At 70.1% G+C, this 24,262-nt stretch carries 21 protein-coding genes and 3 pseudogenes; 14 read left to right on the forward strand and 10 right to left on the reverse strand.

Annotation, left to right across the window (positions count from 1 at the left end):
- The first annotated feature begins 351 nt into the window (after positions 1-351).
- Entirely contained in the window at positions 352-1,269 is a 918-nt protein-coding gene (locus OG735_RS03845) for a S1 family peptidase (protein ID WP_327321707.1), read from the forward strand.
- 195 nt (positions 1,270-1,464) lie between these two features.
- Positions 1,465-2,052 (forward strand): putative glycolipid-binding domain-containing protein, encoded by a 588-nt coding sequence (locus OG735_RS03850; protein WP_327321708.1) that lies wholly within the window; start codon positions 1,465-1,467, stop codon positions 2,050-2,052.
- Positions 2,053-2,081: 29 nt separating this feature from the next.
- Here OG735_RS03850 and OG735_RS41820 read toward each other — a convergent pair whose 3' ends face one another.
- The gene (locus tag OG735_RS41820; RefSeq protein ID WP_442812583.1) at positions 2,082-2,345 is read right to left on the reverse strand and encodes a hypothetical protein; all 264 of its coding nucleotides are present in this window, start codon (positions 2,343-2,345) and stop codon (positions 2,082-2,084) included.
- A 1-nt stretch (position 2,346) separates the two neighbouring features.
- Positions 2,347-3,375 (reverse strand): annotated as a pseudogene (locus tag OG735_RS03855) (PfkB family carbohydrate kinase); the annotation flags it as partial.
- Positions 3,376-3,499: 124 nt separating this feature from the next.
- On the opposite strand from OG735_RS03855, the gene OG735_RS03860 reads away from it, so the two are divergent.
- The 3 genes and pseudogenes from OG735_RS03860 (at position 3,500) to OG735_RS03870 (ending at position 8,673) form a co-directional block, all read left to right on the forward strand.
- Positions 3,500-4,249, forward strand: a complete 750-nt coding sequence (locus tag OG735_RS03860; RefSeq protein ID WP_327321709.1) for a DeoR/GlpR family DNA-binding transcription regulator — start codon at positions 3,500-3,502, stop codon at positions 4,247-4,249.
- A complete protein-coding gene (locus OG735_RS03865) occupies positions 4,246-5,586 on the forward strand; it encodes a 6-phospho-beta-glucosidase (protein ID WP_327321710.1) in 1,341 nt (446 codons plus the stop codon). The genes OG735_RS03860 and OG735_RS03865 overlap by 4 nt, the downstream gene beginning before the upstream one ends.
- A 10-nt stretch (positions 5,587-5,596) precedes the next feature.
- Positions 5,597-8,673, forward strand: a pseudogene (locus OG735_RS03870) (alpha-mannosidase).
- Positions 8,674-8,774: 101 nt separating this feature from the next.
- Here OG735_RS03870 and OG735_RS03875 read toward each other — a convergent pair.
- A complete protein-coding gene (locus OG735_RS03875; protein WP_327321711.1) occupies positions 8,775-9,221 on the reverse strand; it encodes an SRPBCC family protein in 447 nt (148 codons plus the stop codon).
- 410 nt (positions 9,222-9,631) lie between these two features.
- Entirely contained in the window at positions 9,632-10,003 is a 372-nt protein-coding gene (locus tag OG735_RS03880; RefSeq protein WP_327321712.1) for a DUF488 domain-containing protein, read from the reverse strand.
- Between the two features lie 177 nt (positions 10,004-10,180).
- Between OG735_RS03880 and OG735_RS03885 the strand changes: the two genes are divergently transcribed.
- From OG735_RS03885 to OG735_RS03895, 3 genes are all read left to right on the forward strand, one after another.
- A complete protein-coding gene (locus OG735_RS03885; protein WP_327321713.1) occupies positions 10,181-11,035 on the forward strand; it encodes a maleylpyruvate isomerase family mycothiol-dependent enzyme in 855 nt (284 codons plus the stop codon).
- A 160-nt stretch (positions 11,036-11,195) separates the two neighbouring features.
- Positions 11,196-12,023 carry a hypothetical protein gene (locus tag OG735_RS03890; protein WP_327321714.1) on the forward strand — a complete coding sequence of 276 codons (828 nt, stop codon included), beginning with the start codon at positions 11,196-11,198 and terminating at the stop codon, positions 12,021-12,023.
- A gap of 159 nt (positions 12,024-12,182) precedes the next feature.
- Positions 12,183-12,614, forward strand: a complete 432-nt coding sequence (locus OG735_RS03895) for a hypothetical protein (RefSeq protein ID WP_327321715.1) — start codon at positions 12,183-12,185, stop codon at positions 12,612-12,614.
- A gap of 50 nt (positions 12,615-12,664) precedes the next feature.
- On the opposite strand, the gene OG735_RS03900 is transcribed toward OG735_RS03895, so the two are convergent.
- Positions 12,665-12,907, reverse strand: coding sequence for a hypothetical protein (locus OG735_RS03900; protein ID WP_327321716.1), 243 nt, complete (start codon positions 12,905-12,907; stop codon positions 12,665-12,667).
- Here OG735_RS03900 and OG735_RS03905 point away from each other — a divergent pair.
- From OG735_RS03905 to OG735_RS41830, 3 genes and pseudogenes are all read left to right on the forward strand, one after another.
- Positions 12,906-13,637, forward strand: a complete 732-nt coding sequence (locus OG735_RS03905) for a hypothetical protein (protein ID WP_327321717.1) — start codon at positions 12,906-12,908, stop codon at positions 13,635-13,637. The two genes, OG735_RS03900 and OG735_RS03905, sit on opposite strands and share 2 nt — an antisense overlap.
- 180 nt (positions 13,638-13,817) lie before the next feature.
- Positions 13,818-14,402: pseudogene (locus OG735_RS41825) on the forward strand (permease); the annotation flags it as partial.
- Positions 14,371-14,988: a permease gene (locus OG735_RS41830; protein ID WP_442812373.1), complete on the forward strand. Its 618-nt coding sequence runs from the start codon at positions 14,371-14,373 to the stop codon at positions 14,986-14,988. The pseudogene OG735_RS41825 and the gene OG735_RS41830, both read left to right, overlap by 32 nt.
- 77 nt (positions 14,989-15,065) lie before the next feature.
- Here the strand turns inward: OG735_RS41830 and OG735_RS03915 are convergent, their stop codons facing one another.
- The 4 genes from OG735_RS03915 to OG735_RS03930 form a co-directional block, all read right to left on the reverse strand.
- Complete coding sequence (locus OG735_RS03915; protein WP_327321718.1) at positions 15,066-15,881, reverse strand: hypothetical protein; 816 nt, start codon at positions 15,879-15,881, stop codon at positions 15,066-15,068.
- Positions 15,881-17,152 carry a VWA domain-containing protein gene (locus tag OG735_RS03920; protein WP_327321719.1) on the reverse strand — a complete coding sequence of 424 codons (1,272 nt, stop codon included), beginning with the start codon at positions 17,150-17,152 and terminating at the stop codon, positions 15,881-15,883. Before OG735_RS03920 ends, OG735_RS03915 begins: the two co-directional genes overlap by 1 nt.
- Positions 17,153-17,319: 167 nt before the next feature.
- Entirely contained in the window at positions 17,320-18,222 is a 903-nt protein-coding gene (locus OG735_RS03925) for an NAD(P)-dependent oxidoreductase (RefSeq protein ID WP_327321720.1), read from the reverse strand.
- Positions 18,223-18,312: 90 nt separating this feature from the next.
- Positions 18,313-18,573, reverse strand: coding sequence for a type B 50S ribosomal protein L31 (locus OG735_RS03930; RefSeq protein ID WP_327321721.1), 261 nt, complete (start codon positions 18,571-18,573; stop codon positions 18,313-18,315).
- Positions 18,574-18,764: 191 nt separating this feature from the next.
- Between OG735_RS03930 and OG735_RS03935 the strand changes: the two genes are divergently transcribed.
- Genes OG735_RS03935 through OG735_RS03945 form a run of 3 tightly spaced genes read left to right on the forward strand, consistent with a single transcriptional unit; the run spans position 18,765 to position 22,803 of the window.
- On the forward strand, positions 18,765-21,122 hold the full coding sequence (locus OG735_RS03935; protein ID WP_327321722.1) for an ABC transporter ATP-binding protein/permease: 2,358 nt from the start codon (positions 18,765-18,767) through the stop codon (positions 21,120-21,122).
- Between the two features lie 11 nt (positions 21,123-21,133).
- Positions 21,134-21,799 carry a hypothetical protein gene (locus OG735_RS03940; protein ID WP_327321723.1) on the forward strand — a complete coding sequence of 222 codons (666 nt, stop codon included), beginning with the start codon at positions 21,134-21,136 and terminating at the stop codon, positions 21,797-21,799.
- On the forward strand, positions 21,799-22,803 hold the full coding sequence (locus tag OG735_RS03945; protein WP_327321724.1) for a serine/threonine-protein kinase: 1,005 nt from the start codon (positions 21,799-21,801) through the stop codon (positions 22,801-22,803). Before OG735_RS03940 ends, OG735_RS03945 begins: the two co-directional genes overlap by 1 nt.
- 13 nt (positions 22,804-22,816) lie before the next feature.
- On the opposite strand, the gene OG735_RS03950 is transcribed toward OG735_RS03945, so the two are convergent.
- The gene (locus tag OG735_RS03950; RefSeq protein WP_327321725.1) at positions 22,817-24,100 is read right to left on the reverse strand and encodes a streptophobe family protein; all 1,284 of its coding nucleotides are present in this window, start codon (positions 24,098-24,100) and stop codon (positions 22,817-22,819) included.
- Between the last annotated feature and the right edge of the window lie 162 nt (positions 24,101-24,262).

The raw sequence follows: 24,262 nt of genomic DNA on the forward strand, positions 1-24,262 counted from the left end.
GCGGCACTCCGTCACTCCTGACCCGGAAGTCAGCTGACTGCACTTCAGCAAACGGTGCCCGCCCTTCACTCCGTCACCCAAAGCGCACCCGCAGGCCCACCCGTACGACCCTGACGGACGCACCGCTTTGGATCACACTCGAACCACGCCCATCCGTACCGCATTTGCGGCCGTTGGACGCGCGTAGAGCGGCCGAAAGGCGATCTTGCCCCAAGCCCATCCGGAGCCGAGGATTCCAACCGGCGCAGGTTGTCAGGGCCATGACGGTGACTCAGTGGTCATGGCCCCGGCCCGGCGTGTTGACGGGCCCGCCCACCCAGCGGGCCCTGGATTCCCCCACCGGAGGATGTAGTGAACATCAAGCGCTTCTCCCCCCTCCGCGGCGTCGCGAGACGTGCGCGGCTGATCGCCGTCGCATCCAGTCTGCTCACCGTCTCCGCGCTTGCCGCCCCGACCGCCGTTGCCGAATCGGCCGACAGCGCACGGGCCACCACCGCCCAGCTCGCCCAGGCGAGCGACGCCGTGCTCCAGGCGGACGTACCCGGCACCGCCTGGTACACGGACAAGGCCACGGGCAGGCTCGTCGTCACGGCGGACAGCACCGTCTCCGCCGCCGAGATAGCCAAGATCAAGGAAGCTGCGGGCACACGTGCCGGGGCCCTTGAGATCGAGCGCACCACCGGCAGGTTCAACAAGCTGATCGCGGGCGGCCAGGCCATCTACACCGGCGGCGGACGCTGCTCGCTCGGCTTCAATGTCCGCAGCGGAAGCACGTACTATGCCCTCACCGCGGGCCACTGCACCAATATCGGCAGCACCTGGTACACCAACTCCGCCAACACCACCGTGCTGGGTTCCACCGCCGGTTCCAGCTTCCCGACCAACGACTACGGCATCATCCGGCACTCCAGTGCGTCGGCCGCCGACGGCAGGGTCTATCTCTACAACGGCACTTACCGTGACATCACGGCTGCCGGCAATGCCTCCGTCGGTCAGTCCGTACAGCGCAGCGGCAGCACCTCCGGCCTGCACAGCGGCACGGTCACCGCTCTCAACGCGACCGTCAACTACGGCGGTGGAGACATCGTCTACGGGCTGATCCAGACCAATGTCTGCGCAGAGCCCGGCGACAGCGGCGGCCCGCTGTTCTCCGGCAGCACCGCTCTCGGCCTGACCTCGGGCGGCAGCGGCGACTGCTCCTCCGGCGGCACCACGTTCTTCCAGCCGGTCACCGAGCCGCTGAGCGCCTACGGAGTGAGCATTTTCTGATGCGCTGACCTGAGCGCGACGCGCAGGCCGACGCCTGCGCAGCCCGGAAGGACCGCCCTGGACACCAGCGCCACTCCGGTGCCCGGGGCGGTCCGTACGCGGACCCGGATGACCAGCAGGCCGGGAAAACCGAGGGACCGGCCCGTCGTGGTCACGGTTCCGGCGAGTCCGCCGCCGGCTGGTTAGGGTGAGGACATGGTCGCTTCTCACGTCCTCACCTGGGAAGTCACGGAGAGCCGGGGGTACGAGACCTCCTGGATCGAACTCCGCGGCACGACCCTACGGGCCCATGGACGCGCGGTAGGGACCAGGCCGGATCCGTACTGGATCTCGTACGACCTCGAAACAGGGGACGACTACGTCACCCGTGAGCTGCGGGTGCACGCCGCGACCGCCACCGGTTCACACGAACTCCGTCTGCGGCACGACGATGACGGCCGGTGGACCGCCAACGGGAAGCACGCCCCCGACGTCGACGGCGCGCTCGACTGCGACCTGAGCCTGAGCCCGCTCACCAACACCATGCCGGTACTCCGGCACGGACTCCACCTGGCGCCCGGCCGACAGGATTTCCTGATGGCCTGGGTCTCGGTGCCGGACCTGACGGTGCACGCGTCACAGCAGACCTACACCCACCTCGTGCGAACCGAACGGGGTGCGCTCGTCCGGTTCGCGTCTGGCGACTTCCGCAGCGATGTGGAGTTCGACGCGGAAGGGCTGGTCGTCGACTACCCGGGCCTGGCCCACCGGTTTTCAGCCGGCGCGGGCTGGCCGCAGCCGTAGCGACCGGACGGTGACAGTACCCGGCAAGGTCAGGCCGCGTCCTGCAGCTTCTCGAAGAAGAACTCGTGCTTGAAAAACGAGGTGTCGTACTCGTGGCCGGGCTGGGGCGGTATCAGCTGGGACGCCTGGAGCCTGCCGCAGTGGAGCCGAGTGCCGCGACGGCCGATGTGGCCAGGCCTGCGCGCAGCAGCCCTCTTCGGGAGAGGTGCACTGCTCACACCGCCTTTCGGTGTTTTCGGATGGGTGGTCGGCGAAGGGAGTTGAGCGGGAGGAGTTCGGCGAGGGGAGTTCACCGGGGGGGGTGACGGGTGGGTGGTGCGGGGCAGGGCCGGGGTCGGCGGGGATACGGTCGGTCAGGAAGCCGTAGGTGCGGGACAGTCCGGGGTCGTTCGAGCCCGTCGTACGCCACCACTGGTCGATGCCGTACCAGCCCGGCGCGGCGAGCGCGCCGGTGTGCCGCTGTGCGGAGAGGCCGGCGGCGAGGCAGGAGAAGCGCAGCCGGTCGGCGAGCGGCCAGCCGCCGAGCGTGGCGGCGACGAAGCTCGCACCGAAGACGTCTCCGGCGCCGGTCGCGTCCACGGCATCGATATCAAGAGCGGCCATGTCGTGGGCCGAGACCTCTGCGTGCTCGCCGGTCGTCTGGTCGACGGCGACGGCGCCCGCGCGACCACGTGTGATCACGGCGACGGGTGTCAGTTCGGCGAGCCTGGCAAGTGCGGCGGCCGGACTACCGGTGCCGGTGTAGCCCATCGCCTCGGCGTCGTTGGGCAGGAAGGCATGGCACAGCGAGAGCTGGTCGAGCACCTCGCCGGACCACTGCTCGGTGGGGTCCCAGCCGACGTCGGCGAAAATCAGGGTGCCGGCGGCCGCGGCTTTGCCCAGCCACTCCTGATGCTCGGCACCGATGTGTACCAGCGCGGTACGGGCGGGCGGCGGATCGTGGAGCAACTCGTCCTGGGTGTGTACGGGTGCCTGGCCGCGGGTGATCAGCGCGCGGTCGTGGTCATGGGCGAGGGAGACCGTGACCGGGGTGTTCCAGCCCGCTGCCGTCCGGGAGAGGGACAGGTCGATGCCCTCCTGCCCGGTGAGGATCTCCCGGCAGTGCGTGCCGTAGTGGTCGTCGCCGAAAACCGTGGCCAGTGAGGTGTCCAGACCGTACCGGGCCGCCGCCACGGCGAGGTTGGCGATTCCGCCGGGACCGCAGCCCATCCCGCGGGTCCAGATCTTCTCGCCCGGTGTCGGCGGCTTGCCGAGGCCGGTGAGCACAAGGTCGTAGAAGAGCAGCCCGGTCAGCAGGACATCGGCTCCGGTCTCCTCGTCCACGGGCGTCCTCTCGTCAAAGACCTGCAAGGCGTGGACAGGATCGTGCGCCCGGCGCTCAGAATTGGCAATTCTTGAGCGCGAAGGCGCATAGAAATGATTGAGATTGACGAGTAGCGTTCACGGTGTGCTGGCTGAGCGACGACATCAACTCATCCTGCGGGCTCTGCGATCAGGCGGCCCCGCTGCCGTGACCGACCTGTCCGAACGGCTCGGCGTCAGCCCCGCGACCATCCGGCGCGACCTGGTCAAACTGGAGGAAGAGGGCCTGCTCACGCGGGTCCACGGGGGAGCCGCGGTCGAGGAAGGCGATCAGCCTTTCGCGGAGGTCGCCGAGATCCGGGTCCCGGAGAAGGACGCCATAGCGGTCCAGGCGGCCGCCATGGTCGAGGACGGGCAGTCCGTGCTCCTCGACATCGGCACCACCGCCTACCGCCTCGCCCGGCAGCTGCACGGCCGCAGACTGACCGTGATCACCAGCAATCTGGTGGTGTACGAGGAGCTGGCGGACGACACCGGGATCGAGCTGATCCTGCTCGGCGGGATGCTCCGGCGGGAGTACCGCTCCCTGGTCGGCTTCCTCACCGAGGACAATCTGCGCCAGCTGCACGCGGACTGGCTGTTCCTCGGCACGAGCGGCATCCGTCCGAGCGGCCAGGTCATGGACACCACGGTGGTCGAGGTCCCGGTCAAGCGGGCGATGATCGCGGCCGCCGACACAGTGGTGCTGCTCGCCGACGCGGGCAAGTTCCCCGGCACCGGCATGGCCAGGGTCTGCGGCCCCGAATCCCTCGACACGGTGGTGACCAACGCCCCGGCGGACCCGGCGACCAGTTCGGCGTTCGACGAGGCCGGAGTGAAGGTGGTTGAGGTATGAGGCTCACGATCCTCGGCGGCGGCGGATTCAGGCTGCCGTTGGTGTACGGCGCGCTGCTCGGCGATCACGCCGATGGCCGGATCACCGAGGTCACGCTGCACGACGTGGACGCCGGCCGGCTGGCCGCGATCGCGCGGGTGCTGACCGACCAGGCGGCGGGTGTGCCGGACGCGCCGGAGGTCACCGTCACCACCGACCTCGACGAGGCACTGCGCGGCGCCGACTTCGTGTTCTCCGCGATCCGGGTCGGCGGCCTGGAAGGCCGTGCGGCCGATGAGCGCATCGCGCTCGCCGAGGGTGTACTGGGCCAGGAGACGGTCGGCGCGGGCGGCATCGCCTACGGCCTGCGTACCGTCCCGGTGGCGGTGGACATCGCCCGTCGTATCGCCCGGCTCGCCCCCGACGCCTGGGTCATCAACTTCACCAATCCGGCCGGCCTGGTCACCGAAGCCATGTCCCGCCACCTCGGCGACCGGGTCATCGGCATCTGCGACTCGCCGGTGGGCCTCGGCCGACGCGTCGCCCGGGCGCTGGGGGCCGATCCCGACACCGCCTGGATCGACTACATCGGCCTCAACCACCTCGGCTGGCTCCGCGGGCTCCACATCGAAGGCCGGGACGCACTCCCCCGGTTGCTTGCCGATCCCGCACTGCTCGGCTCGTTCGAGGAGGGCAAACTCTTCGGCGCCGACTGGCTCCAGTCGCTCGGCGCGATCCCCAACGAATACCTGCACTACTACTACTTCAACCGCGAGGCGGTCCGCGCCTACCAGGAGGCGAAACAGACCCGCGGCGCCTTCCTGCACGACCAACAGGCCCGGTTCTACGAGGAGATGAAGCAGCCGGACGCCCCAGCGCTGGCGACCTGGGACCGCACCCGCGCAGAGCGCGAAGCGACGTACATGGCACACAACCGCGAGGCGGCCGGAGCCGGCGAGCGCGACGCCTGTGACCTGGAGTCCGGCGGGTACGAGAAGGTCGCCCTCGCCCTGATGCGAGCCATCGCACACAACCAGCGCACCACCCTGATCCTCAACGTCCGCAACCGCACCACGCTCTCCGTGCTCGATACGGACGCGGTCATCGAGGTCCCGTGCTTCGTGGATGCGAACGGCGCCCATCCCGTCTCCGTGGCTCCTCTGCCCCTCCACGCCACCGGACTGGTGACCGCCGTCAAGGCCGTCGAGCGCGAGATCCTCGCCGCGGCCGACAGCGGCTCACGCACCACCGCCGTCAAGGCCTTCGCCCTGCACCCCCTCGTCGACTCCGTGACCGTCGCCGGCCGACTCGTCGACGGCTACACCAGCGCCCACCCCGCTCTCGCGTATCTGAGGTAGGAGTCCGCACATGCACGACGAACGCCGCCGCATCGAGGAGCGCGTCGAGCGCATCCTGCAGCAGCGCATCCAGCCCGCCGTCCACGCCGTATCGCTCCCCCTCGAGGTCGAGGCATGGGAGGTTCCCGACGAGCCGGTGCCCTTCGCCGAGGCCGAGTCCCAGACGTACAAGCCGTTCGCGATGGGGACGCCATGGGGCCCGCCCTGGGGCACTACCTGGTTCAAAGCGCGGGGCGAGGTCCCCGCCCAGTGGGCGGGCCGGCGCGTCGAGGCCGTCTTCGATCTCGGCTTCGTCGGCGACTGGCCAGGCAATCAGGCCGAGGCGCTCGTGCACACGCCGGACGGCAGCCCGCTCAAGGCCGTCAACCCGCAGAACCAGTACGTCCCGGTCGCCAACCCCGCAGTCGGCGGAGAGCGGATCGACTACCTCATCGAGGCCGCCTCCAACCCGGACATCCTGGCCAACGACTTCCGCGGTCCGACCCCGCTCGGCGACAAGGCCACGGCGGGCCGCAAGCCGCTCTACAACTTCGCCCGCGCCGATCTCGCCGTACTCGACGAGGACGTGTGGCACCTCTCCCTCGACCTGCAGGTGCTGCGCGAACTGATGCTGGAGCTCGGCGAGCACGACCCGCGCCGACACGAGATCATGCACGCCCTCGACCATGCGCTCGACGCCCTGGCACTGGACGACATCTCCGGTACGGCGGCAGATGTACGGAAGCTGCTCAGGCCGGTCCTGGAGCGTCCCGCGCACGCCAGCGCGCACACCATGTCGGCCGTCGGCCATGCCCATATCGACAGCGCGTGGCTCTGGCCGATCCGCGAGACGAAGCGCAAGACCTCGCGGACCTTCTCCAATGTGACGGCGCTGGCGCAGGAGTACCCGGAGTTCATCTTCGCCTGCTCGCAGGCGCAGCAGTACGCGTGGGTGCGCGACAACCATCCGCAGGTCTGGGCCCGTATCCAGGAGGCCGTGCGGAACGGCCAGTGGGCACCGGTCGGCGGCATGTGGGTGGAGGCGGACGGCAACCTGCCCGGCGGGGAGGCGCTCGCACGCCAACTCGTCCACGGCAAGCGCTTCTTCCTCGACGAGTTCGGCATCGAGACCAAGGGCGTGTGGCTGCCGGACTCCTTCGGCTACAACGCCTGCTATCCGCAGCTGGCCAAGCTGGCGGGCAACGAGTGGTTCCTCACTCAGAAGCTCTCCTGGAACCAGACCAACAAGCTGCCCCATCACACGTTCTGGTGGGAGGGCATCGACGGGACGCGGGTCTTCACGCACTTCCCGCCGGTGGACACGTACAACGTGGAGTTCTCCGGGCAGGAGATGGCGCACGCGGTCCGCAACTACCAGGACAAGGGGCGCGGCACGCGCTCGCTGGCTCCGTTCGGCCACGGTGACGGCGGTGGCGGCCCCACCCGCGAAATGATGGAGCGGGCGCGGCGGCTGGCCGACCTGGAGGGTTCGGCCAAGGTCAAGGTCGAGCACCCGGACGCCTTCTTCGCCGCGGCGCAGGCCGAGTACCCGGACGCTCCGGCGAGCTGTACCTGGAGCTGCACCGCGCCACGTACACCTCCCAGGCCCGCACGAAGCAGGGCAACCGGCGCAGCGAACACCGTCTGCGTGAGGCCGAGTTGTGGTCCGCCACGGCCGCGCTGCACGCGCCGGGCCACTCCTACCCGTACGAAAGGCTCGACCGTCTCTGGAAGACGGTGCTGCTGCACCAGTTCCACGACATCCTGCCGGGTTCGTCGATCGCCTGGGTCCATCAGGAGGCGGAGGCGGAGTACACGCGAGTGGCGGCGGAGCTCGAGGAGATCACCGCGGAGGCGGTCTCCGCACTCGGCGACGGAGCCCCAAGGGTCTTCAACACCAGTCCCCGTGACCGCGCGGAGGTGGTGAAGGTCCCCGCCGGCACTGCGGCAGCAGGTCAGCAGCTGTCCGACGGCTCGCTCGCCGTGTATGCCGCGGTCCCGGCCTCCGGCAGCGCACCGATCCCGGCGGTGGTACCGACGCCGGCGCCCGTCAGCGCCACCGGCCGCGTACTGGACAACGGCCTGGTCCGCGTGGAGTTGGCCGAGGACGGCACCCTCGCCTCCGTACGCGACCTGGCCGCCGACCGCGAGGTCCTCGCCGCCGCCGGCAACCTTCTCCGGCTCCACAGCGACCTGCCCAACTACTGGGACGCCTGGGACATCGACAAGCACTACCGGAACCGCTTCACCGACCTGCTCGGTGCCAAGTCGGTCACCGTCACCGAATCGGGCCCGTTGCTCGGCGCCGTCCGTGTCGAGCGCGCCTTCGGCAAGGGTTCGAGGATCGTCCAGACCATCACGGTCCGGGCCGGCAGCCGCCGTATCGACCTGGAGACGGAGATCGACTGGCACGAGGCCGAGAAGATCCTCAAGGCGGCGTTCCCGATCGACGTGCGCGCCGACCGCTCCACCGCGGAGATCCAGTTCGGGCATGTCCACCGCCCCACGCACACCAACACCAGCTGGGAGGCGGCCCGTTTCGAGGTGTATGGCCACCGCTGGGTCCATGTCGCCGAGCCGGGCTACGGCGTGGCGGTGATCAACGACTCGACGTACGGGCACGACGTCGCCCGTACCACTCGCGAGGACGGCGGTACCACGACCACGGTCCGTCTCAGCCTGGTCCGCGCCCCCCGCGTCCCGGACCCCGGGGCCGACCAGGGCATCCACCGCTTCACCTACGCCCTGCTGCCCGGTGCGACGGTGGAGGACGCGATCATGGAGGGGTACGCCCTCAATCTGCCGCTGCGCGTGGCAGGCGCGGCTCGCGATGTCGAGCCGCTGGTGAGCAGTGACAACCCGGCCATGACGATCGAGGCGGTGAAACTGGCCGACGACCGGTCCGGCGATGTGGTGGTTCGGCTCTACGAGTCCCTCGGCGGCCGGGCGAAGGCAACGCTGCGCACCGGCTTCCCGCTGGCCGGCGCCAAGGTCACCGACCTCCTCGAGCGTCCGGTGCCGGGCGAGTCCGTGACGGTCGGGAAGGACGCGGTGTCGCTGCGGCTGCGCCCCTTCCAGATCCTGACGCTGCGGCTCTCACGGGCGTAGCGGGCGTGCCGCCGGAGTGAGGTGTCCACCGCCGTGGGGCGGTGGAAGGCGACCGTCCCGGTCGTCGCGGCGCCGCATGCCGCGGATCGCGGACGGCTGGCTCAAGGTGCCTCGACAGCCGCCTTGATCCGGCCTGCGAACGCATCGGCGTCCTTGCGTGCCGCGCTCAGAGCGAGGCCCGCGATGAGCTTGCCGATGCCATGGCCTTCGAGCCTGTTGAAGACGCGCAGACGGGTGTTGCCCTGTGGGGTGGACTCGAGGTCGTAGCCGCCCTCGGTGGCCGTCACGAGGTTCTTCGAGAGCTCGGTCCAGCGGATCCTGTTGGGCGCCTGGAACTCACTGATCCGGAACTCCCGCTTGGTCGTCATGCCGGCGTCCTTGACCGTGCTCCTGTAGACAGTGCCCACCGTGGTCGGGCCGGCCGTCACCTTGGCCATCTCCTGCACCCTGGGGCTGAACTTGGGATCGTTCTCACCGTCGGCGAGGAAGGCGAAGACCTCCTCGACGGGGCGGCCGATCTCGACCGTTGCCTCGAACTGACCGGCCATGGCTCCTCCACTGATCGCTCGCGCCCGGGCGGCGGCGTGCCGACATCGTCCCGGACGGCCCGGGAGACCTCCGGCAGGCTCGCGACTGGCGGCCCGCGCCAGGCTGGTGTCCTGCCATTCTGGTTTCACGGACGGCGGCGGCGCCACCCGAGACGTATCGGGTGTGAGCGGCGCAGCAGCTCGAGGTTCTCGGTCGCGACGGAGATGCCTGCGTCGGCGGCTCGTTCGAACCAGGCTTCCGCTTCCCTCAGGTTCCTCCCTCGCCCCGCGAGGTGGTCCAGGTCGTTCGCCGCGTCGGCACTGCCGGCTTCAGCGGCTTGTCTCCCTCCCGAGACAACGGCGGCTCCCACGCTGGACGATGCGCATTCTGTCGGTACGGCGGCGAAGTCTGACGCTGCCGGCCTGGGGGCTCAAGGGTCGGACCGTCCCGCCAAGTGGGCGAGGAGTACCGGGACATGGCTGCGCTCGATGTCCTTGACCGAGGTGAGGACGGTCACGGCCTGCGTGGCGGACAGAGCGAGAACCCGGTCGACGGCCGGGGCGTGGTCGGAGTCGGCCAGTTCTCGCGTGTAGCGCCGGGCGAACTCCTCGTAGCGGCTGCGGTCTTCGTGGTACCAGTGCCGCAGCTCGGCCGAGGGCGCGATGTCCTTCAGCCACTCGTCGACGGCGGCGCGCTCCTTGGAGACGCCCCGCGGCCAGAGCCGGTCCACCAGTACCCGGCACCCGTCGTCGGGGTGCGGCGGATCGTACACACGCCGGACGTGGAACGGGCCGGACACCATCACCTCACCTCCCTCGTGCGAAGGCCGGCGGCCGGGCTCCGCAACGCTGAACGCCGTACCTTCTCAGGCTCCGCCGTACGGGCCTGCTCCGCACCTTGCCCTGGCAACGCTCGACCTGGAGCTCACGGCAGAGCGGCGTTGGAGGCTGGACAGGGCACTGTGACAGGCTGCGTGGAGGTGCCCGCGGCCAGTCAGGTCGCCGGGCCGGAGACTTCGGGAGAGCACGGCACCATGGACATACCGGATCCTTCGCGCTGGGCTTCCAGCCCTGCAGCCCACCGCAACGCCGTCGCCGCGGAGACCGCCAGGTTCGTGGCGGTCGTCAAGGGCGCACAGCCGGCGACCCCGGTGCCCAGCTGCCCGGGCTGGACGCTCGTCGACCTGATCAGGCACACCGGCAGCGTGCAGCGGTGGTTCTCCGTCCTGCTGCGTCAGCTCGTACAGGAACCACCGCGAAGCCGTGATGTGGAACTGCGGCTGCCGGCGGACGAGGACGACTTTGCCGACTGGCTGACGGCGAGTGCGGCGGAGGCCGCGAGCGCCTTCGCAGTCACCGATCCGAATGCCCCGATGTGGGTGTGGGGCGCCGATCGCCATGCCAGGTTCTGGGTGCGGCGGATGCTGTTCGAGACTCTGGTGCACCGCGCCGACGCGGAACTCGCCGTCGGCCTGCGGCCCGTGATCGACCGCGACCTCGCGGCCGACGGCGTGGACGAGTTCTTGGTCAATCTGCCCTTCGCCACGTCCTTCGCCCCCAAGGTGGCCAATCTGCGTGGCGACGGAGAGACCATTCGCTTCCGGTGTACCGACAGGGACGGCGAGTGGCTGGTCCGCCTGCGGCCCGATGGCTTCGGGGTCGACCCCGAGCCCGCGGCCACCGGGACAGCCACATCGGCCGACGCCACCGTCCAGGGAGCCGCCGCGGATCTGCTGCTGCTCATGTACGGCCGCCTCGACCGCGGCGCGGATGCCTTCGAGAGTTCCGGGAACGAGGATCTGCTGACGCTCTGGTTCAGCAACTCCGAGTTCTGAAGAGCAAGCGGTTGTGGCCTGCGGCCAGGAGCGGCCGCAGGCCCGTGGCGGGAGCCGGTCGGCTGGCCGGTTCCCGCCGTGCGACCTACCGTCGAATGGAGCAGGTCCGATAGAGGTTCATACGCGGTAGTCCTGTCCCCATCCCGCGGAGGTGCCCCCCATGACCGGAGACCGGACCAGCGCCACACCGGGCAAGACCCGGTTCGACGACATCTACAACGAGCCGGATCCTCGTGCCTACTTCCGTCGGCTCGCCCCACTGGAATACGAGATTCCGCACCAGGCCCAAGACATTTTCCGCCGCACTCGTGCCGACCGTGCCGCGGCGTCGGGCACGGGCGGCCCTGTCACAGTCCTCGATCTGTGCTGCTCGTACGGCATCAACGCCGCCCTCCTCAATCATGACCTCACGCTGGCCGAGCTGTACGCGCACTACACGGGCGCGGAGGCAGCGGCGCTCACCCCGGCTGAACTCATCGAGCACGACAAGGAGTTCTACGCCTCAAGGCGCCGCGCGGACGCGAGCCCGGTCATCGGACTCGACTCGGCCGACCGCGCCGTCGACTACGCCCTGGCGGTCGGCCTGCTCGACGAGGCCTACGCCGAGAACCTGGAAGAGCGGCCGGCCGGCCCCCAACTGCGGCGCGCCGTCGCAGCCACCGGACTGATCACGGTCACCGGAGGCATTGGCTACATCTCCCGCCGCACCTTCGAATCCCTCCTGGACAGTGCGCGCATCCCCGTCTGGGTAACCGCTTTCGTCCTGCGTACCGTCCCGTACGAGCCGGTGATCTCGAGCCTGGCCGACTATGGCCTGGTCACGGAGACGGACCCGTCGCAGACCTACCCGCAGCGGTTGTTCTCCGACCCGGCAGAGCAGCGCAACGCCATCGAGCAGGTGCTCCTCCTCGGCCGCGACCCCGCCGGGCTGGAGGCCGACGGCCGCTACTACACGCAGCTGTACCAGTCCCGCCCCCGTCCGGCGTGACCTGACGCTGCCGTTCCGCACGGCCGCCAGGCATGGAGCACCTGGCTGTGTTCCGGGCCCACCCCGACCCCGCACTGGGTACCCGGCCGGGGTATCGTCGGGGCAGGCCGCGCCCCACGGGGCCGCGCGGGGATGAAGCGTCGGAAGGAACCGGCAGTGGTGGACAGCGGACAACCGCGGAGGCCGGGCATCGCCCTGCTGCCGGCGGTCTGCGCGGTCCTGCTCGGCCTGTTCCTCATGCACGGCGCCCCGGCCACCACCACAGCCGGCTGCCACGGTGCGATGTCCGCGCCTGTCCCGATGCACAAGGACCATGCCGTCGCTTCGATGACGTCCGCGGCCACGACGGCCATGGCACACCCCGGCGCCGCCCAGGCGTCGGACGCGTCGGTGACGCACGGGGCGCTCTGCGCCTCGACTCCCGCACGCGACCGGACCCCGCTGCCGATGACCGGCCTGGTGACCGTCATCGCCCTCGCGGCGGCGTGGTCCCTGACAGGTCGGCCTGCGGCCCTCGGCCGGACGGGGCGGCGTGGGCCGCCGACCGGTGGACGGAGCCTGCTGCTCCAGGTGTGTATCGCGCGAGCGTGACAGGACCACGCCGGGACCCCGCCATGAACGGGCCCGGCAGCGAGTCCTGCTCACATTGGCGCGCCACCCGGCGTGGTGCGCCCACCCGGAAAGACCACAGTGATGTTCAGTTCTTCCCGTTCCGCCGTGCGCCGCCCTGCCCCGGCGTCGGTCGGAGCAGCAGCCCTGGCCATGACCCTGGCCGCCTGCGGTTCCTCCAGCGGCTCCTCGATGCCCGGCATGGACCACGGCGCCAAACCGTCCGCTTCCTCCTCGGCAAGCGTGACGCCCTCGGTGAGCGGCATGCCCGGCATGGACCACATGGCAGGCGGCAGCGGCCTGGCCGACGCGAAGGACGGTTACCGCCTCACTTCGCGGGACACGTCGCTCCAGGCGGGCAAGCGGGCCGGCTACCGGTTCGGCGTCACCGGCCCGGACGGCAAGCCGGTCACCGATTTCGAGGTCGACCAGACCAAGCGGATGCACTTCTACGCCATCCGCTCGGACCTGACAGGCTTCCAGCACATCCACCCGACCATGGCCGCCGACGGCGCCTGGACCGCCGACCTGGCCACACTCGCTCGCGGTTCCTGGCGCATGTTCGCCTCGTTCACCCCGAACTCCGGGACCGGTAAGGGCAAGGACTTCGTGCTCAGCCGCACCCTCACCGTCCCCGGCACGCAGACGAAGACCCCGTTGCCGGCGGCAGCCGGCTCCACCGAGGCCGACGGGTACACCGTCAACGTCAAGGCCGAGCTGATGGCCGGCATGGCGCACCCGCTCACTGTCACCATCACCAAGGGCGGCAAGCCCGCCACCGACCTGCAGCCCTACCTGGACACCTACGCCCACCTGACCGCCTTCCACGAGGGAGACACCGCGTTCGCGCACCTTCACCCCGAGACGAAGGTGAACGGCGCTCACGGCGGCCCCGAGCTGTCCTTCCACGCCGAACTGCCGACGTCCGGAAACTGGCGGCTGTTCCTGCAGTTCCGCACCGGCGGCAAGCTGCACACCGCCGCGCTGACCTTGCGCGTCGGCTGACCGTCCCCGCGGGGCGCCGCCCATGCGGCGGCGCCCCCGTAGCCCCACCCCCGCGTGACACCTCACCCCCGCGTGACACCTCGCAGGTGCCCCGCGTCGGTGGGCCCGGGGTCGCACTCCCGGAGGAATGCTTCAGGGATGATCCACGCCGTACTGCACGCACTGTCGATCGCCGGTTCCATGACCTGGGAGATCACCTGGGCGCTGATCCTGGGATTCGCCCTGTCCGCCGTGGTCCAGGCGGTCGTGCGCAAGTCCACCGTCGTCTCGCTGCTGGGCGATGACCGCCCTCGTACTCTGGCCATCGCCGCCGGTCTCGGCGCGGCCTCGTCCTCGTGCTCCTACGCCGCGGTGGCGCTGGCCCGCTCGCTGTTCCGTAAGGGCGCGAACTTCACCGCCGCGATGGCCTTCGAGATCGCGTCGACCAACCTCGTCGTCGAACTCGGTGTCATCCTCGCGCTGCTGATGGGCTGGCAGTTCACCGCGGCGGAGTTCGTCGGCGGCCCCATCATGATCACCGTGCTTGCGGTGCTCTTCCGGCTGTTCCTGCGCGACAAACTCCTTCGCCAGGCCCGCGAGCAGGCCGAACGCGGGCTCGCCGGTTCGATGGAGGGCCATGCTGCGATGGACATGTCCGTGCAGCGCGAGGGCTCCTTCGCCCGGCGACTGCTGTCCGGCGAGGGCTTCACCTCGACCGCGCACGTGTTCGTCATGGAGTGGGCGGCGATCCTGCGTGACTTGGTGCTCGGCCTGCTCATCGCCGGCGCCATCGCCGCCTGGGTACCGGACTCCTTCTGGAGCACGTTCTTCTTCGAAGGCCACCCGCTTCTTCGAAGGCCACCCGCTGGCAGCCAAGTTGTGGGGGCCGGTCATCGGCCCGCTGGTCGCCATCGCCTCGTTCGTCTGCTCGATCGGCAACGTCCCGCTCGCGGTCGTGCTGTGGAAGGGCGGCATCAGCTTCGGCGGCGTGGTCGCGTTCATCTTCGCCGACCTGCTGATCCTGCCGATCCTCAACATCTACCGGAAGTACTACGGCGCGAAGACGGCCCTCTTCCTGCTGGGCACCTTTTACGTCGCCACGGTCATCGCCGGCTACATCGTGGAGTTCATCTTCGGTGGCCTCGGCCTGATCCCCGACCAGGCCGACGCCAAGGTCCCCATGGAGGGCGTCACTTGGAACTACACCACCTGGCTCAACATCGCCTTCCTCGTCCTGGCGGCCGCCCTCCTGGTGCGGTTCTTCCGCACCGGCGGGATGGCGATGCTGCGCATGATGGGCGGCGCACCCGGCAACAGTCATGCTCACGAAGGCCACGGCGAGAGCCACGAGAAGCATGACGGCCACCGCTGACCGGCGCGGCGGACGCGTTCGGTGGTGGTGACACATGCAGGAGCGGCCACGGCGAAGCGCCGTGGCCGCTCGGTTGTTCAGCTGCCCGGTGGCACTCGCGCAGGACGGCCGGACCCCCGGGTGAGGGAGTAGCCGGCGATGCCCGCCAGGGCACCGAGCAGGCCGCCCGCCACGGTCCAGATCCAGCGGTCGGACCACCAGCCGGAGGCCCAGCCGCCGTCCGGCTCGGCGAAGGATGCCGCCTGCTTCGGTGCGTTCTCGTCGTCCTTCGCCGACCGGGCCGTGGCGCCGGGTACCAGCGGAGTGGAGAGTGAGCCGTCACCCGCGTGCGCGCCGCCGGCGTCGGCCGACTGGGCCTCGACCTCGGCCCGTACCGGCTGGCCGAGGTCCTGCTCAGGAAGATCGACGACCGTCAGGCGTACGTAGTAGCTGCCCGGCAGCGGATCGTTGGCCCACGGCTCCGCCCAGGAACGGACCGTACGCAGCGTGCAGGACAGCTCGACCGATGCGGCGTCCTTCGCCGCCGCCCGGGTCTGCATGCCGTACATACAGGCCTGGCGACGGCGCAGACCGTCGTACACGTCGAGCTGCCATGTCGAGGCTCCGTGCCGACCGGTGGACTCGGGCAGCGTGACCTTGGCCTTCACCGTGGGCCGCTCCCCCGCGTCCGCGGGAAACACCCAGTACAGGTAGTCGCCGGTGGACGCGCCGGCCGTGGCCCGCTGGCCCTGCTCGAACGCGGTCGCGGTACGGAAGGTGGTACCGGCCTCGGTCGGGCCGGCCGTGCTCTCGCTCGGACTCGCCGACGGATCGTCCGCGGCGGCCGCGCCCGCCGTGCCGAACAGTGCGGCAGCGGCCAGCAGAGCTGTCGTCAGTATGTGTGCGGTACGCATCAGTTGGTCCTCCAGACAGCGACGCGCCAGCGTGAGACCCAGCCCCACAGCAGACCGGCCACCAGGCCGGTGAGCACCAGGACGGCGAGGAGCCACCAGCCCCGGCCGAGACCGAAGGAGGCCACGTCGGACGCGTCGTCGGACGCGTCGACCACGTCGATGGTCAGCTCGACGGGCAGGCCCGGGGCGGTCTTGACCGACGCGGGCGCCGAGAAGGAGTTGCTGACCTGCAGGCAGACGGTCTCCGCAGCGGGTTTGACCTCGTCCGCGTCGGCCGGCGGAGCCTTCGGATAGCGCAGACCGGCCGAGATCATGTCGGTGCGTCCGTTGCCCGCCTCCGCGCCGCGGACGATTTCCCGGCCGTGTACGGTCACCGCCCGCAGCATGACGCCGTAGTCGTTGTTGACCGCCCGGTCGGCGGCGACGCTCACCGAGGCGCGCAGCTCCTGGCCGGGCAGGACATCCACCCGGTACCAGCGGTGCTCGCCGAACTTCTCACGGTCGGTGAACAGGCCCGCCTTGAGCTGTGGTGCGTCCGTGCACTGCTGTCCGCCCTCGGTCGCCACCGGGGTGACGACCGGCGCTGCGGCACGGTCCACCAATTGGCTGACGCGGCCGGAGAGTTCATCGGTGTGCTGTACCGAGGTGTAGGTACCGCCGGTGGCCTCGGCGATGCACCTCAGCTGGTCACGGGTCTTGGCATCCGGAACCAGCCCCAGCGTGTCGACGACGAGGTGGATTCCCTTGGCGGCGATGTCACGCGCGACGACACACGGGTCGAGCGGAGCACAGGTGTCCTCGCCGTCGGTGATGAGTACGATCCGCCGGGTGGCGTCGCCGCCCTTGAGATCCTCGGCAGCGCCCAACAGAGCCGGCCCGATCGGCGTCCAGCCGGTGGGAGCGAGCGTCGCCACGGCGGTCTTCGCCTCGGTCCGGTCGAGCGGGCCTACCGGATAGAGCGGCCGGGTGTCCTTGCAGCCGAGCTTCTTGTCGTCACCGGCGTAGTCGGCGCCGAGGGTGCGTATGCCGAGCTGCACCTCTTTCGGCACTGCGTCCAGTACCTCGTTGAAGGCCTGCTTCGCCGCTGCCATCCGGGTCTGGCCGTCGATGTCTCGCGCCCGCATCGATCCGCTGACGTCGAGCACCAACTCGACCTTGGGGGAAGCCTTCGCCACCGGTTCATCGGCGGCGGCGCCCACCGGGAAGAGCGCGACAGCCAGTGCGGCGAGCAGGCCGCACGACGCGGCCGCCAGCCGTTTTCTTGTGATCATCGCCGGATCGTATTGAAGATCGCCCGCTGGTCCAAACCCCGGCTGTTCTCCCCACCGGTATGTGTGGGGAGAACAGCCCGGATTGTGGTTGAAGCTGCCGGCGATATGCGGAGGCGGTACGTGTGCCGGGCGCGGTACAGGTAGTTGACCCGGGGCCGGTCAGGCTCTCAGCCTTCGTCGAAGGAGGCGAGATAGCTGGCGGCCATGTCGCTCTCGCCCAGGCCCCGGTCCACCAGCCTTTCGAAGCGCGCCACTCCGGCCCGTGCCACATCCAGCCGCACGCCGGAGCGCTCGCCCGCGTCAACGATGAGCCGGGTGTCCTTGAGGGCGTTGTCGACCGAGAAGCTGGGCGTGTAGTCGTCGGCGAGGATCGCCTTCGCCTTGACCCGGAGGTACCCGTTGTCCAACGGCCCGCCGGAGACACTGTCGAGGAAGGACTGCGGATCGACACCGAGCCCCTGTGCCAGGGCGATCGCCTCGGCCGTGGCGTGCGTCAGGGCGCCGACCCAGCTGTTCAGTACCAGTTTGAGTCTGCTGGCAGCCCCGGTGGAGCCGTCGTCGTCCAGCCAGGTGGTGTGCCGGCCCACGGCTTCGAAGACGGGCGTGAGAACGGCGCGGGCACTGTCCGGACCCGCGGCCAGTACCAGCAACTCCCCGGCTTCGGCGGGCTGCCTCGTACCGAGAACGGGAGCGTCGACAAAGACGAGGCCCTGCTCCCGCGCGAAATCGGCCAGCTCCGCCGTGGCGGCGTCGCCGACGGTGGCCGTCTGGGCCCAGACCGTTCCGGGGGCGAGGCCGGGGCTTGCCTCACGCATCGCGGCGAGCACCCGTGGTCCGTCGTTGAGCATGGTCAGCACCACGCCCGCGCCGGTGACGGCGTCGGCGGGCGACACGGCACAGTGTGCTCCCTCAGCCGCCAGGGCTTCGGCCTTCGCTCGCGTACGGTTCCACACCCGGACGGGCAGGCCCGCGCGCAGCAGGTTGCGCGCCATCGCCCCGCCCATGAGGCCGGTGCCGAGCACCGCCACCGTGGGACGGGCCGCGTCATCGTGCGTTGCCGGTGTTGCCACTAGGGTCACCTCTCGCCGTCGTCATGCGCCTGGCCCGGAGATACCCGACGCTACCGCCCGGGACGGGGCGGCCGCGCCGGGCTGGTCCGGTCAGCTCCGAGCCGACGCGGCGGTGCCGTAGCGGCGCTCGAAGCGCTCCACACGGCCGGCCGAGTCCAGGACCCGCGATTTTCCGGTGTAGAACGGGTGGCTCGCCGAGGAGACCTCGACGTCGATCACCGGGTAGGTGTTGCCGTCCTGCCACTCCACACGCTGCGCGGAGTCGGCGGTCGAGCGGGTCAGGAAGGCGATGTCCGCGGCGCGGTCGCGGAAGACGACCGGGCGCGAAACGGGGTGGATACGAGGCTTCATGCGTAGTCCTTCCTCAGTACGGGCCCCAGCACGGGCCCCTAGTGGGGGTGAATGTCATATTCACTTCGGTGCCTGGTGCTGCAACCCGGCGGGCCCCCGCGGCATTCCCGCCGGGCCGGTCCGCCCGACCGGCCCCGGGGGTATGCCGCGCCGACCGGGCACATACAGGCGCTAATCGCTAGAATTCGGGCATGGGAGAGCGGCCTGTCGCGTCGACTGCGCCCGAGCTCGTCATCGAAACCGACGCGGGCTCCACGGTGATGAGTCCGAGCCGGGACTACCACGTCGGGCGCGACCCCAGGAGCGACATCGTCATCGACGATGCCCGGGTCTCCTGGCACCACGCGGTGCTCCGGCCCAACGACGGCCACTGGACACTCGAGGACGAGCACAGCACGAACGGCACATACGCCGACGGCAAGCGCATCCACGAGTGGGGAGTCGGCCCCGGCAGCGTCATCCGGTTCGGCAACCCCGCCGACGGCCCGCGCGCCGTACTCGTCGGCCGTGCGCCTACCGCGTCGGCGAAGCAGGCGCCCGTCCGTCCGTCCGCCGTCTCCATGCCGGCCGCCACCCACACCTTCCGGCAGCCGACCAGCGTACGGCCGCTGCCCGTCCGCACCGTGCGCATCGGACGTGGCGCCGACAACGACCTGGTCATCGACGACCTCACCGTCTCACGCCTGCATGCCGAGCTACGGGCGCAGTCGGGCGGCACATACGAGATCGTCGATCTCGGCAGTCACAACGGCACCTTTCTCAACGGCCAGCCGATTGAACGGGCCCAGGTCTCCCCCGGTGACATCGTCGGTATCGGGCACTCGGCGTTCTGCCTCGTCGGCGACCAGCTGCAGGAATTCGTCGACACCGGTGAGGTGTCGCTCGGCGTCCAGGACCTGACGGTCACGGTGGACCGGGGCCGCAAGACGCTCCTCGACCATGTCTCCTTCCCGGTCGGCGAGAAGTGCCTGCTCGCCGTCATCGGGCCCAGCGGAGCGGGCAAGTCGACGCTCCTCAACGCCCTGACCGGGCTCCGTCCCGCCGATCAGGGCACCGTCCTCTACGACGGCCGCGACCTCTACCACGACTACGCGGAGCTGCGTCAGCGCATCGGTCTCGTACCGCAGGACGACATCCTGCACTCCCAGCTGACGGTCCAGCGGGCCCTCGGATACGCCGCCGAGCTGCGGTTTCCGCATGACGCCGCGAAGACCGAACGTCAGGCCAGGGTCACCGAGGTCGTCCACGAGCTGGGGCTGGGGCAGCGGGCCGGGCAGCCGATCCACAGTCTGTCGGGCGGTCAGCGCAAACGGGTGAGTGTGGCTCTGGAACTGCTGACCAAGCCGTCGCTGCTCTTCCTCGACGAGCCGACCTCCGGGCTCGACCCCGGCATGGACCGGTCGGTCATGCATATGCTCCGTGGCCTCGCCGACGACGGACGTACGGTCATCGTGGTCACCCACAGCGTGCTCAGTCTGGACGTGTGCGACCGGCTGCTGGTGCTCGCCCCGGGCGGGAAGATCGCCTATTACGGGCCGCCCGACGACGCGCTCGCCTTCTTCGGCTTCGAGCACTGGCCGGAGGCGTTCGAGGCCTTCGAGAACGACGATTCCCGCGAGTGGGCGGGTGAGTACCGCGAGTCCCCGTTCCACCAGCAGTACATCGCGAACTCGACCGCACAGCCACCCCTCCCGCACCCCGCAGGGACCGCAGCCGTCACGCCGCCGCCGCGGACCCGGAGCTGGGGGGCACAGCTCGGGACCCTGGTGCGGCGGTACGCCGCCGTACTGAGCGCCGACCGGACCTTCATGATCACCATGATTGCGCTGCCGTTCGTGATGGGCGCGATGACCCGCGCCCTGGCCGGGAGCCGACTGACCGCCGAGACGGCGTTGAACGCCCTGTTCATCCTGTGCGTGGGCGGTGTGCTGATCGGCGCCGCCAATGCCGTACGGGAGCTGGTCAAGGAACGGGTCATCTATCAGCGGGAGCGGGCCGTCGGGCTGTCCAGATCCGCCTATCTGATGTCCAAGGTCGTGGTGCTGGGCACCGTCACGGTGCTGCAGGCCGTCGTACTGACCCTCGTCGGTCTGGCCGGCGTCGACCTCAACGCCCCGGGCGGCGAAGGAGTGCTGATGCCGCCCCTGCTGGAGATCACCCTGGCCGTGGCCCTGCTGTCCTTCACCGCGATGATGCTCGGCCTGTTCGTCTCCTCGCTGGTGCGCAAGGAGGAAGTCACCATGCCGCTGCTGGTGCTCCTCACCATTGTCCAGGTCATCTTCAGCGGCGCGCTGCTGCAACTCAACGGAGTTCCCGGGATTGAGCAGCTTGCGTGGCTGGTCCCCTCGAGATGGGCGCTGGGGGCGATGGCAGGGACCATCGAGCTCACCCGGATCGTCCCGGGCGATCTGACCGCGGATCCGCTGTTCCGGCACTCCCAGTCCGTGTGGCTGCTGAACATGGGGAAACTTGCGGTGCTCTCGGTCGTCTTCGGATACGCAGTCGCGAGACTGCTGCGCCGACATGAACCCGCCATCATGCGGAAGTAGAGGCGGGATCCATGACGATCGAGGACTTCAGCCCGACACATGTCGTCCCCCAGGGCGGGCTGCCCGCGTGGGAGGCCCCGGACGTGTCCCGGCCGACCGAACCGCTCGACCCGCTGCTCCCGGTACGGCTCGTCGACCGGCGTGGGGACTGGGGGCGGATCCTGTGCGCGAACGGCTGGTCGGCGTGGGTCGACGGCCGGCTGCTGGTCGCCGTACCGCATGAGCCGCCGGCGGCCGGTCAGCCGCTTGCCAGGACTGCGGACCCGCGACCGCTGCTGGCGCAGGTCGAGGAGTCCCTGAGCCAGTACCGGCGCGCGGCGGAGGAGCTGACGTCCGGCCAGACGGACGGAGAGACCTTCCGCCACCGTACGCAGGGGCTGCGGGTCGGGATGGTCGTCGACGGTGAGTCGGTGTGGCTGTACGAGGCGGAGCACGAGCGGTGGGTGTACTGCGACGGGACGCGGCTCAGCACATACGCGGCCTCGCCGGGCCCGGGCGGGACGACGACGGACGCGCGGGCGGAGGTTCCGGACCCGAAACGGCAGGCGGCGCCGGCGACGGAGGTCGTCAACCCCGCACGGGCGGGCGGCGGCCCCGGACCCGGGCGACCCGTCGGATCGGACGACGACACCCACTCCCCCGACCCGCAGCGGCCCGCCCGGCCCGGTGACGCCTGATGACCCGCGCTCCGCACGACTCGAGCCTGCAGGTCGGACGGCCCTCCGACCTGCTCGGGAAACAGATCGCCGGGTACCTGGTCGAGAGCGAGATCGGCCGCGGCGGCATGGCCGTCGTCTACCGCGCCAAGGACCTACGGCTGGACCGCACCGTCGCGCTCAAACTGCTCGCTCCCGAACTCGCCCGCAACGACACCTTCCGGCAGCGGTTCACCCATGAGTCGAGGGTGGCTGCCGCGATCGACCACCCGCACATCGTGCCGGTCTTCGAGGCCGGCGAGACCGACGGCATCCTCTACATCGCCATGCGCTACGTCGCCGGACAGGATCTGCGCGCGCTGCTCGACGACAGGGGACCACTGTCGTCGGCGGACGCGGGACGGATCGCCGCTCAGGTGGCGTCCGCTCTCGACGCCGCCCACGACCACGACCTGGTGCACCGGGACGTCAAACCCGGCAACATCCTGGTCGCGGCGGGCACGGACAGCGACCATCCCGAGCACGTCTACCTCACGGACTTCGGCCTGACGAAGAAGTCGCTGTCGCTGACCGGGTTCACCACCGTGGGCCAGTTCGTCGGGACGCTGGACTATGTGGCGCCGGAGCAGATTTCGGGGCTCCCGGTGGACGGCAGGTGCGATGTCTACAGCCTCGCATGCGTCGTCCACGAGACTCTGGCCGGAGCACCGCCCTTCCAACGGGACGACGATATGGCGCTGCTGTGGGCCCACCAGTACGACCCGCCGCCGCCCGTCACCGCGCAGCGTCACGAACTCCCCACCGCTGTCGACGGCGTGCTGGCGAAGGCCCTCGCCAAGAGTCCCGACGACCGGTACGACTCGTGCCTGCAGTTCGTGACCGCACTGCGCGCGGCGGCGGCGGGCGCCGAGCAAGGGGGCCATCCGCCGACAGAGGTGGACCTCCGCGCGCCGGCCGCCGATCCGGGGCCGCCGCCGCAGCCGCCCCGCTGGGCGGTGCCGGTGTTCCCCGGTTACCCCGAGTAGACGAGTCCGGACCTCAGTTCGCCGTCGGCTCCACTTCTCCGCGACGGTGGACCCGCGCGGCGAGCAGGCTCCCGACGAATCCGGCGCCCAGCCCCCAGACCACGGCCAGGCCGAGCGCCGTCCACAGGTTCGGACGCAGGAACACCTCTCCGTCGAGGCCGCCGCCGACGTCTCCGACGCCCAGCAGCGACAGGCCGTAATGGGCCGAGAGCCGGGCGACGAGGCAGATGGTGAGCACCGTGAGGGCGAGCGCCACCGCCATGTGCACTGCGTGCTGCCAGGACCGCATCCGGGCGGGTGAGCGGGCCGCCATGAGGAACGCGGCGGCCGACAGCAGGAGCGCGGCCACGACCAGCAGCCACCAGGCCCGTCCGTCGTGTTCGGAGAGGGAACTCAGGTTGAGGGTGGAGACGTCCGAGGTGCGCAGTACCGAGTCCAGTACGTGCGGCACCGGCAGCCCGAAAGGGCCTTGCACCTTCCCCTCCCAGGAAACGCCGAGGCCGAGCGTGAGGGCGAGCCAGACGAGGTTCGGCAGTCCGAGGAGGAGCACGGCGAGCGTCTCGGCCGGGTGACCTCGGGTGACCAGTACGACAAGTCCGGCGACCAGTCCCAGCACGACGTACGCCAGCAGCAGCGCCACCATGGCGAACGCTGCTGGGCGCACCGACTCCTGGAAGCGCACCAGGCGAGCGGGCAGCGGCGCCTTGCGCGAGACGAGAAGGGCCAGCACCAGGAGGCCCGCCAGCCACAGCAGGCCGAAAACCAGAGTGAGGGCGATGTCGGCCCGGAACCCGACCTCGGGCGATGCGTCCAGCACTTCGCCGATGTCCGCGATCGTCCGGTCCCCGAGCCGGACGGCGAAGCTGTGGCGGGCCAGGGCCGCGAGGGCGATGAGCGCGAGCACCCACACCGCCGCCATCCGGGCGGCCCATCCGGCCAGTTCACGGGTACTGGCGACGGCTCGGTGCCGCAGCGGCCGGAGAAAGCCGGTGGCGATGACCAGGGCCCCGGCGAGGGTCACCGAGAGAGGCATCACCGTGAGGCCCACCTTCGTCTCGGCGATCACCCCGGCGTCTCCCGAGAGATCGACAGAGCCGCCGACGGCCAGCACGACGACGGCCGCGACGACCCGCGGAAACGCGTTCCCGGGGAGGCCTGCCGCGCCCGCCGCCCAGAGGCCGAGAGCGGCCGTGACGATCATGACGGCCAGCCCGGCGAGCACCGCTGCAAGGGCGTCACGCCAGTAGTGCGCGGCGCGTCCCGTATCCGCCCGTTCGCTGGATCGCTGCTGGCTCACGCAGCCACGCTAAGCAGGCGTCCGGCGCTCCGCCCCCTGGGAGGGCCGACCGCGTCAGCTTGCGAGCCGGACGGGTGCGGCGCACACAATGGTGATGGTCAAGGAAGAAAGTGAAAGTACTTCACTTTCTCTGACATTCACTGACATTCCTGTGCCGAGTTT

The sequence above is a fragment of the Streptomyces sp. NBC_01210 genome (assembly GCF_036010325.1).
In the GTDB taxonomy this organism is placed as follows: Bacteria; Actinomycetota; Actinomycetes; order Streptomycetales; family Streptomycetaceae; genus Streptomyces.

Coding starts and splice junctions, on each gene's coding strand:
- OG735_RS03850 (WP_327321708.1), top strand. CDS start 1,465: ATGGTCGCTTCTCACGTCCTCACCTGGGAAGTCACGGAGAGCCGGGGG.
- OG735_RS03865 (WP_327321710.1), top strand. CDS start 4,246: ATGAGGCTCACGATCCTCGGCGGCGGCGGATTCAGGCTGCCGTTGGTG.
- OG735_RS03875 (WP_327321711.1), bottom strand. CDS start 9,221: ATGGCCGGTCAGTTCGAGGCAACGGTCGAGATCGGCCGCCCCGTCGAG.
- OG735_RS03880 (WP_327321712.1), bottom strand. CDS start 10,003: ATGGTGTCCGGCCCGTTCCACGTCCGGCGTGTGTACGATCCGCCGCAC.
- OG735_RS03890 (WP_327321714.1), top strand. CDS start 11,196: ATGACCGGAGACCGGACCAGCGCCACACCGGGCAAGACCCGGTTCGAC.
- OG735_RS03905 (WP_327321717.1), top strand. CDS start 12,906: ATGGACCACATGGCAGGCGGCAGCGGCCTGGCCGACGCGAAGGACGGT.
- OG735_RS03900 (WP_327321716.1), bottom strand. CDS start 12,907: ATGCCGGGCATGCCGCTCACCGAGGGCGTCACGCTTGCCGAGGAGGAA.
- OG735_RS03915 (WP_327321718.1), bottom strand. CDS start 15,881: ATGCGTACCGCACACATACTGACGACAGCTCTGCTGGCCGCTGCCGCA.
- OG735_RS03920 (WP_327321719.1), bottom strand. CDS start 17,152: ATGATCACAAGAAAACGGCTGGCGGCCGCGTCGTGCGGCCTGCTCGCC.
- OG735_RS03930 (WP_327321721.1), bottom strand. CDS start 18,573: ATGAAGCCTCGTATCCACCCCGTTTCGCGCCCGGTCGTCTTCCGCGAC.
- OG735_RS03935 (WP_327321722.1), top strand. CDS start 18,765: ATGGGAGAGCGGCCTGTCGCGTCGACTGCGCCCGAGCTCGTCATCGAA.
- OG735_RS03940 (WP_327321723.1), top strand. CDS start 21,134: ATGACGATCGAGGACTTCAGCCCGACACATGTCGTCCCCCAGGGCGGG.
- OG735_RS03945 (WP_327321724.1), top strand. CDS start 21,799: ATGACCCGCGCTCCGCACGACTCGAGCCTGCAGGTCGGACGGCCCTCC.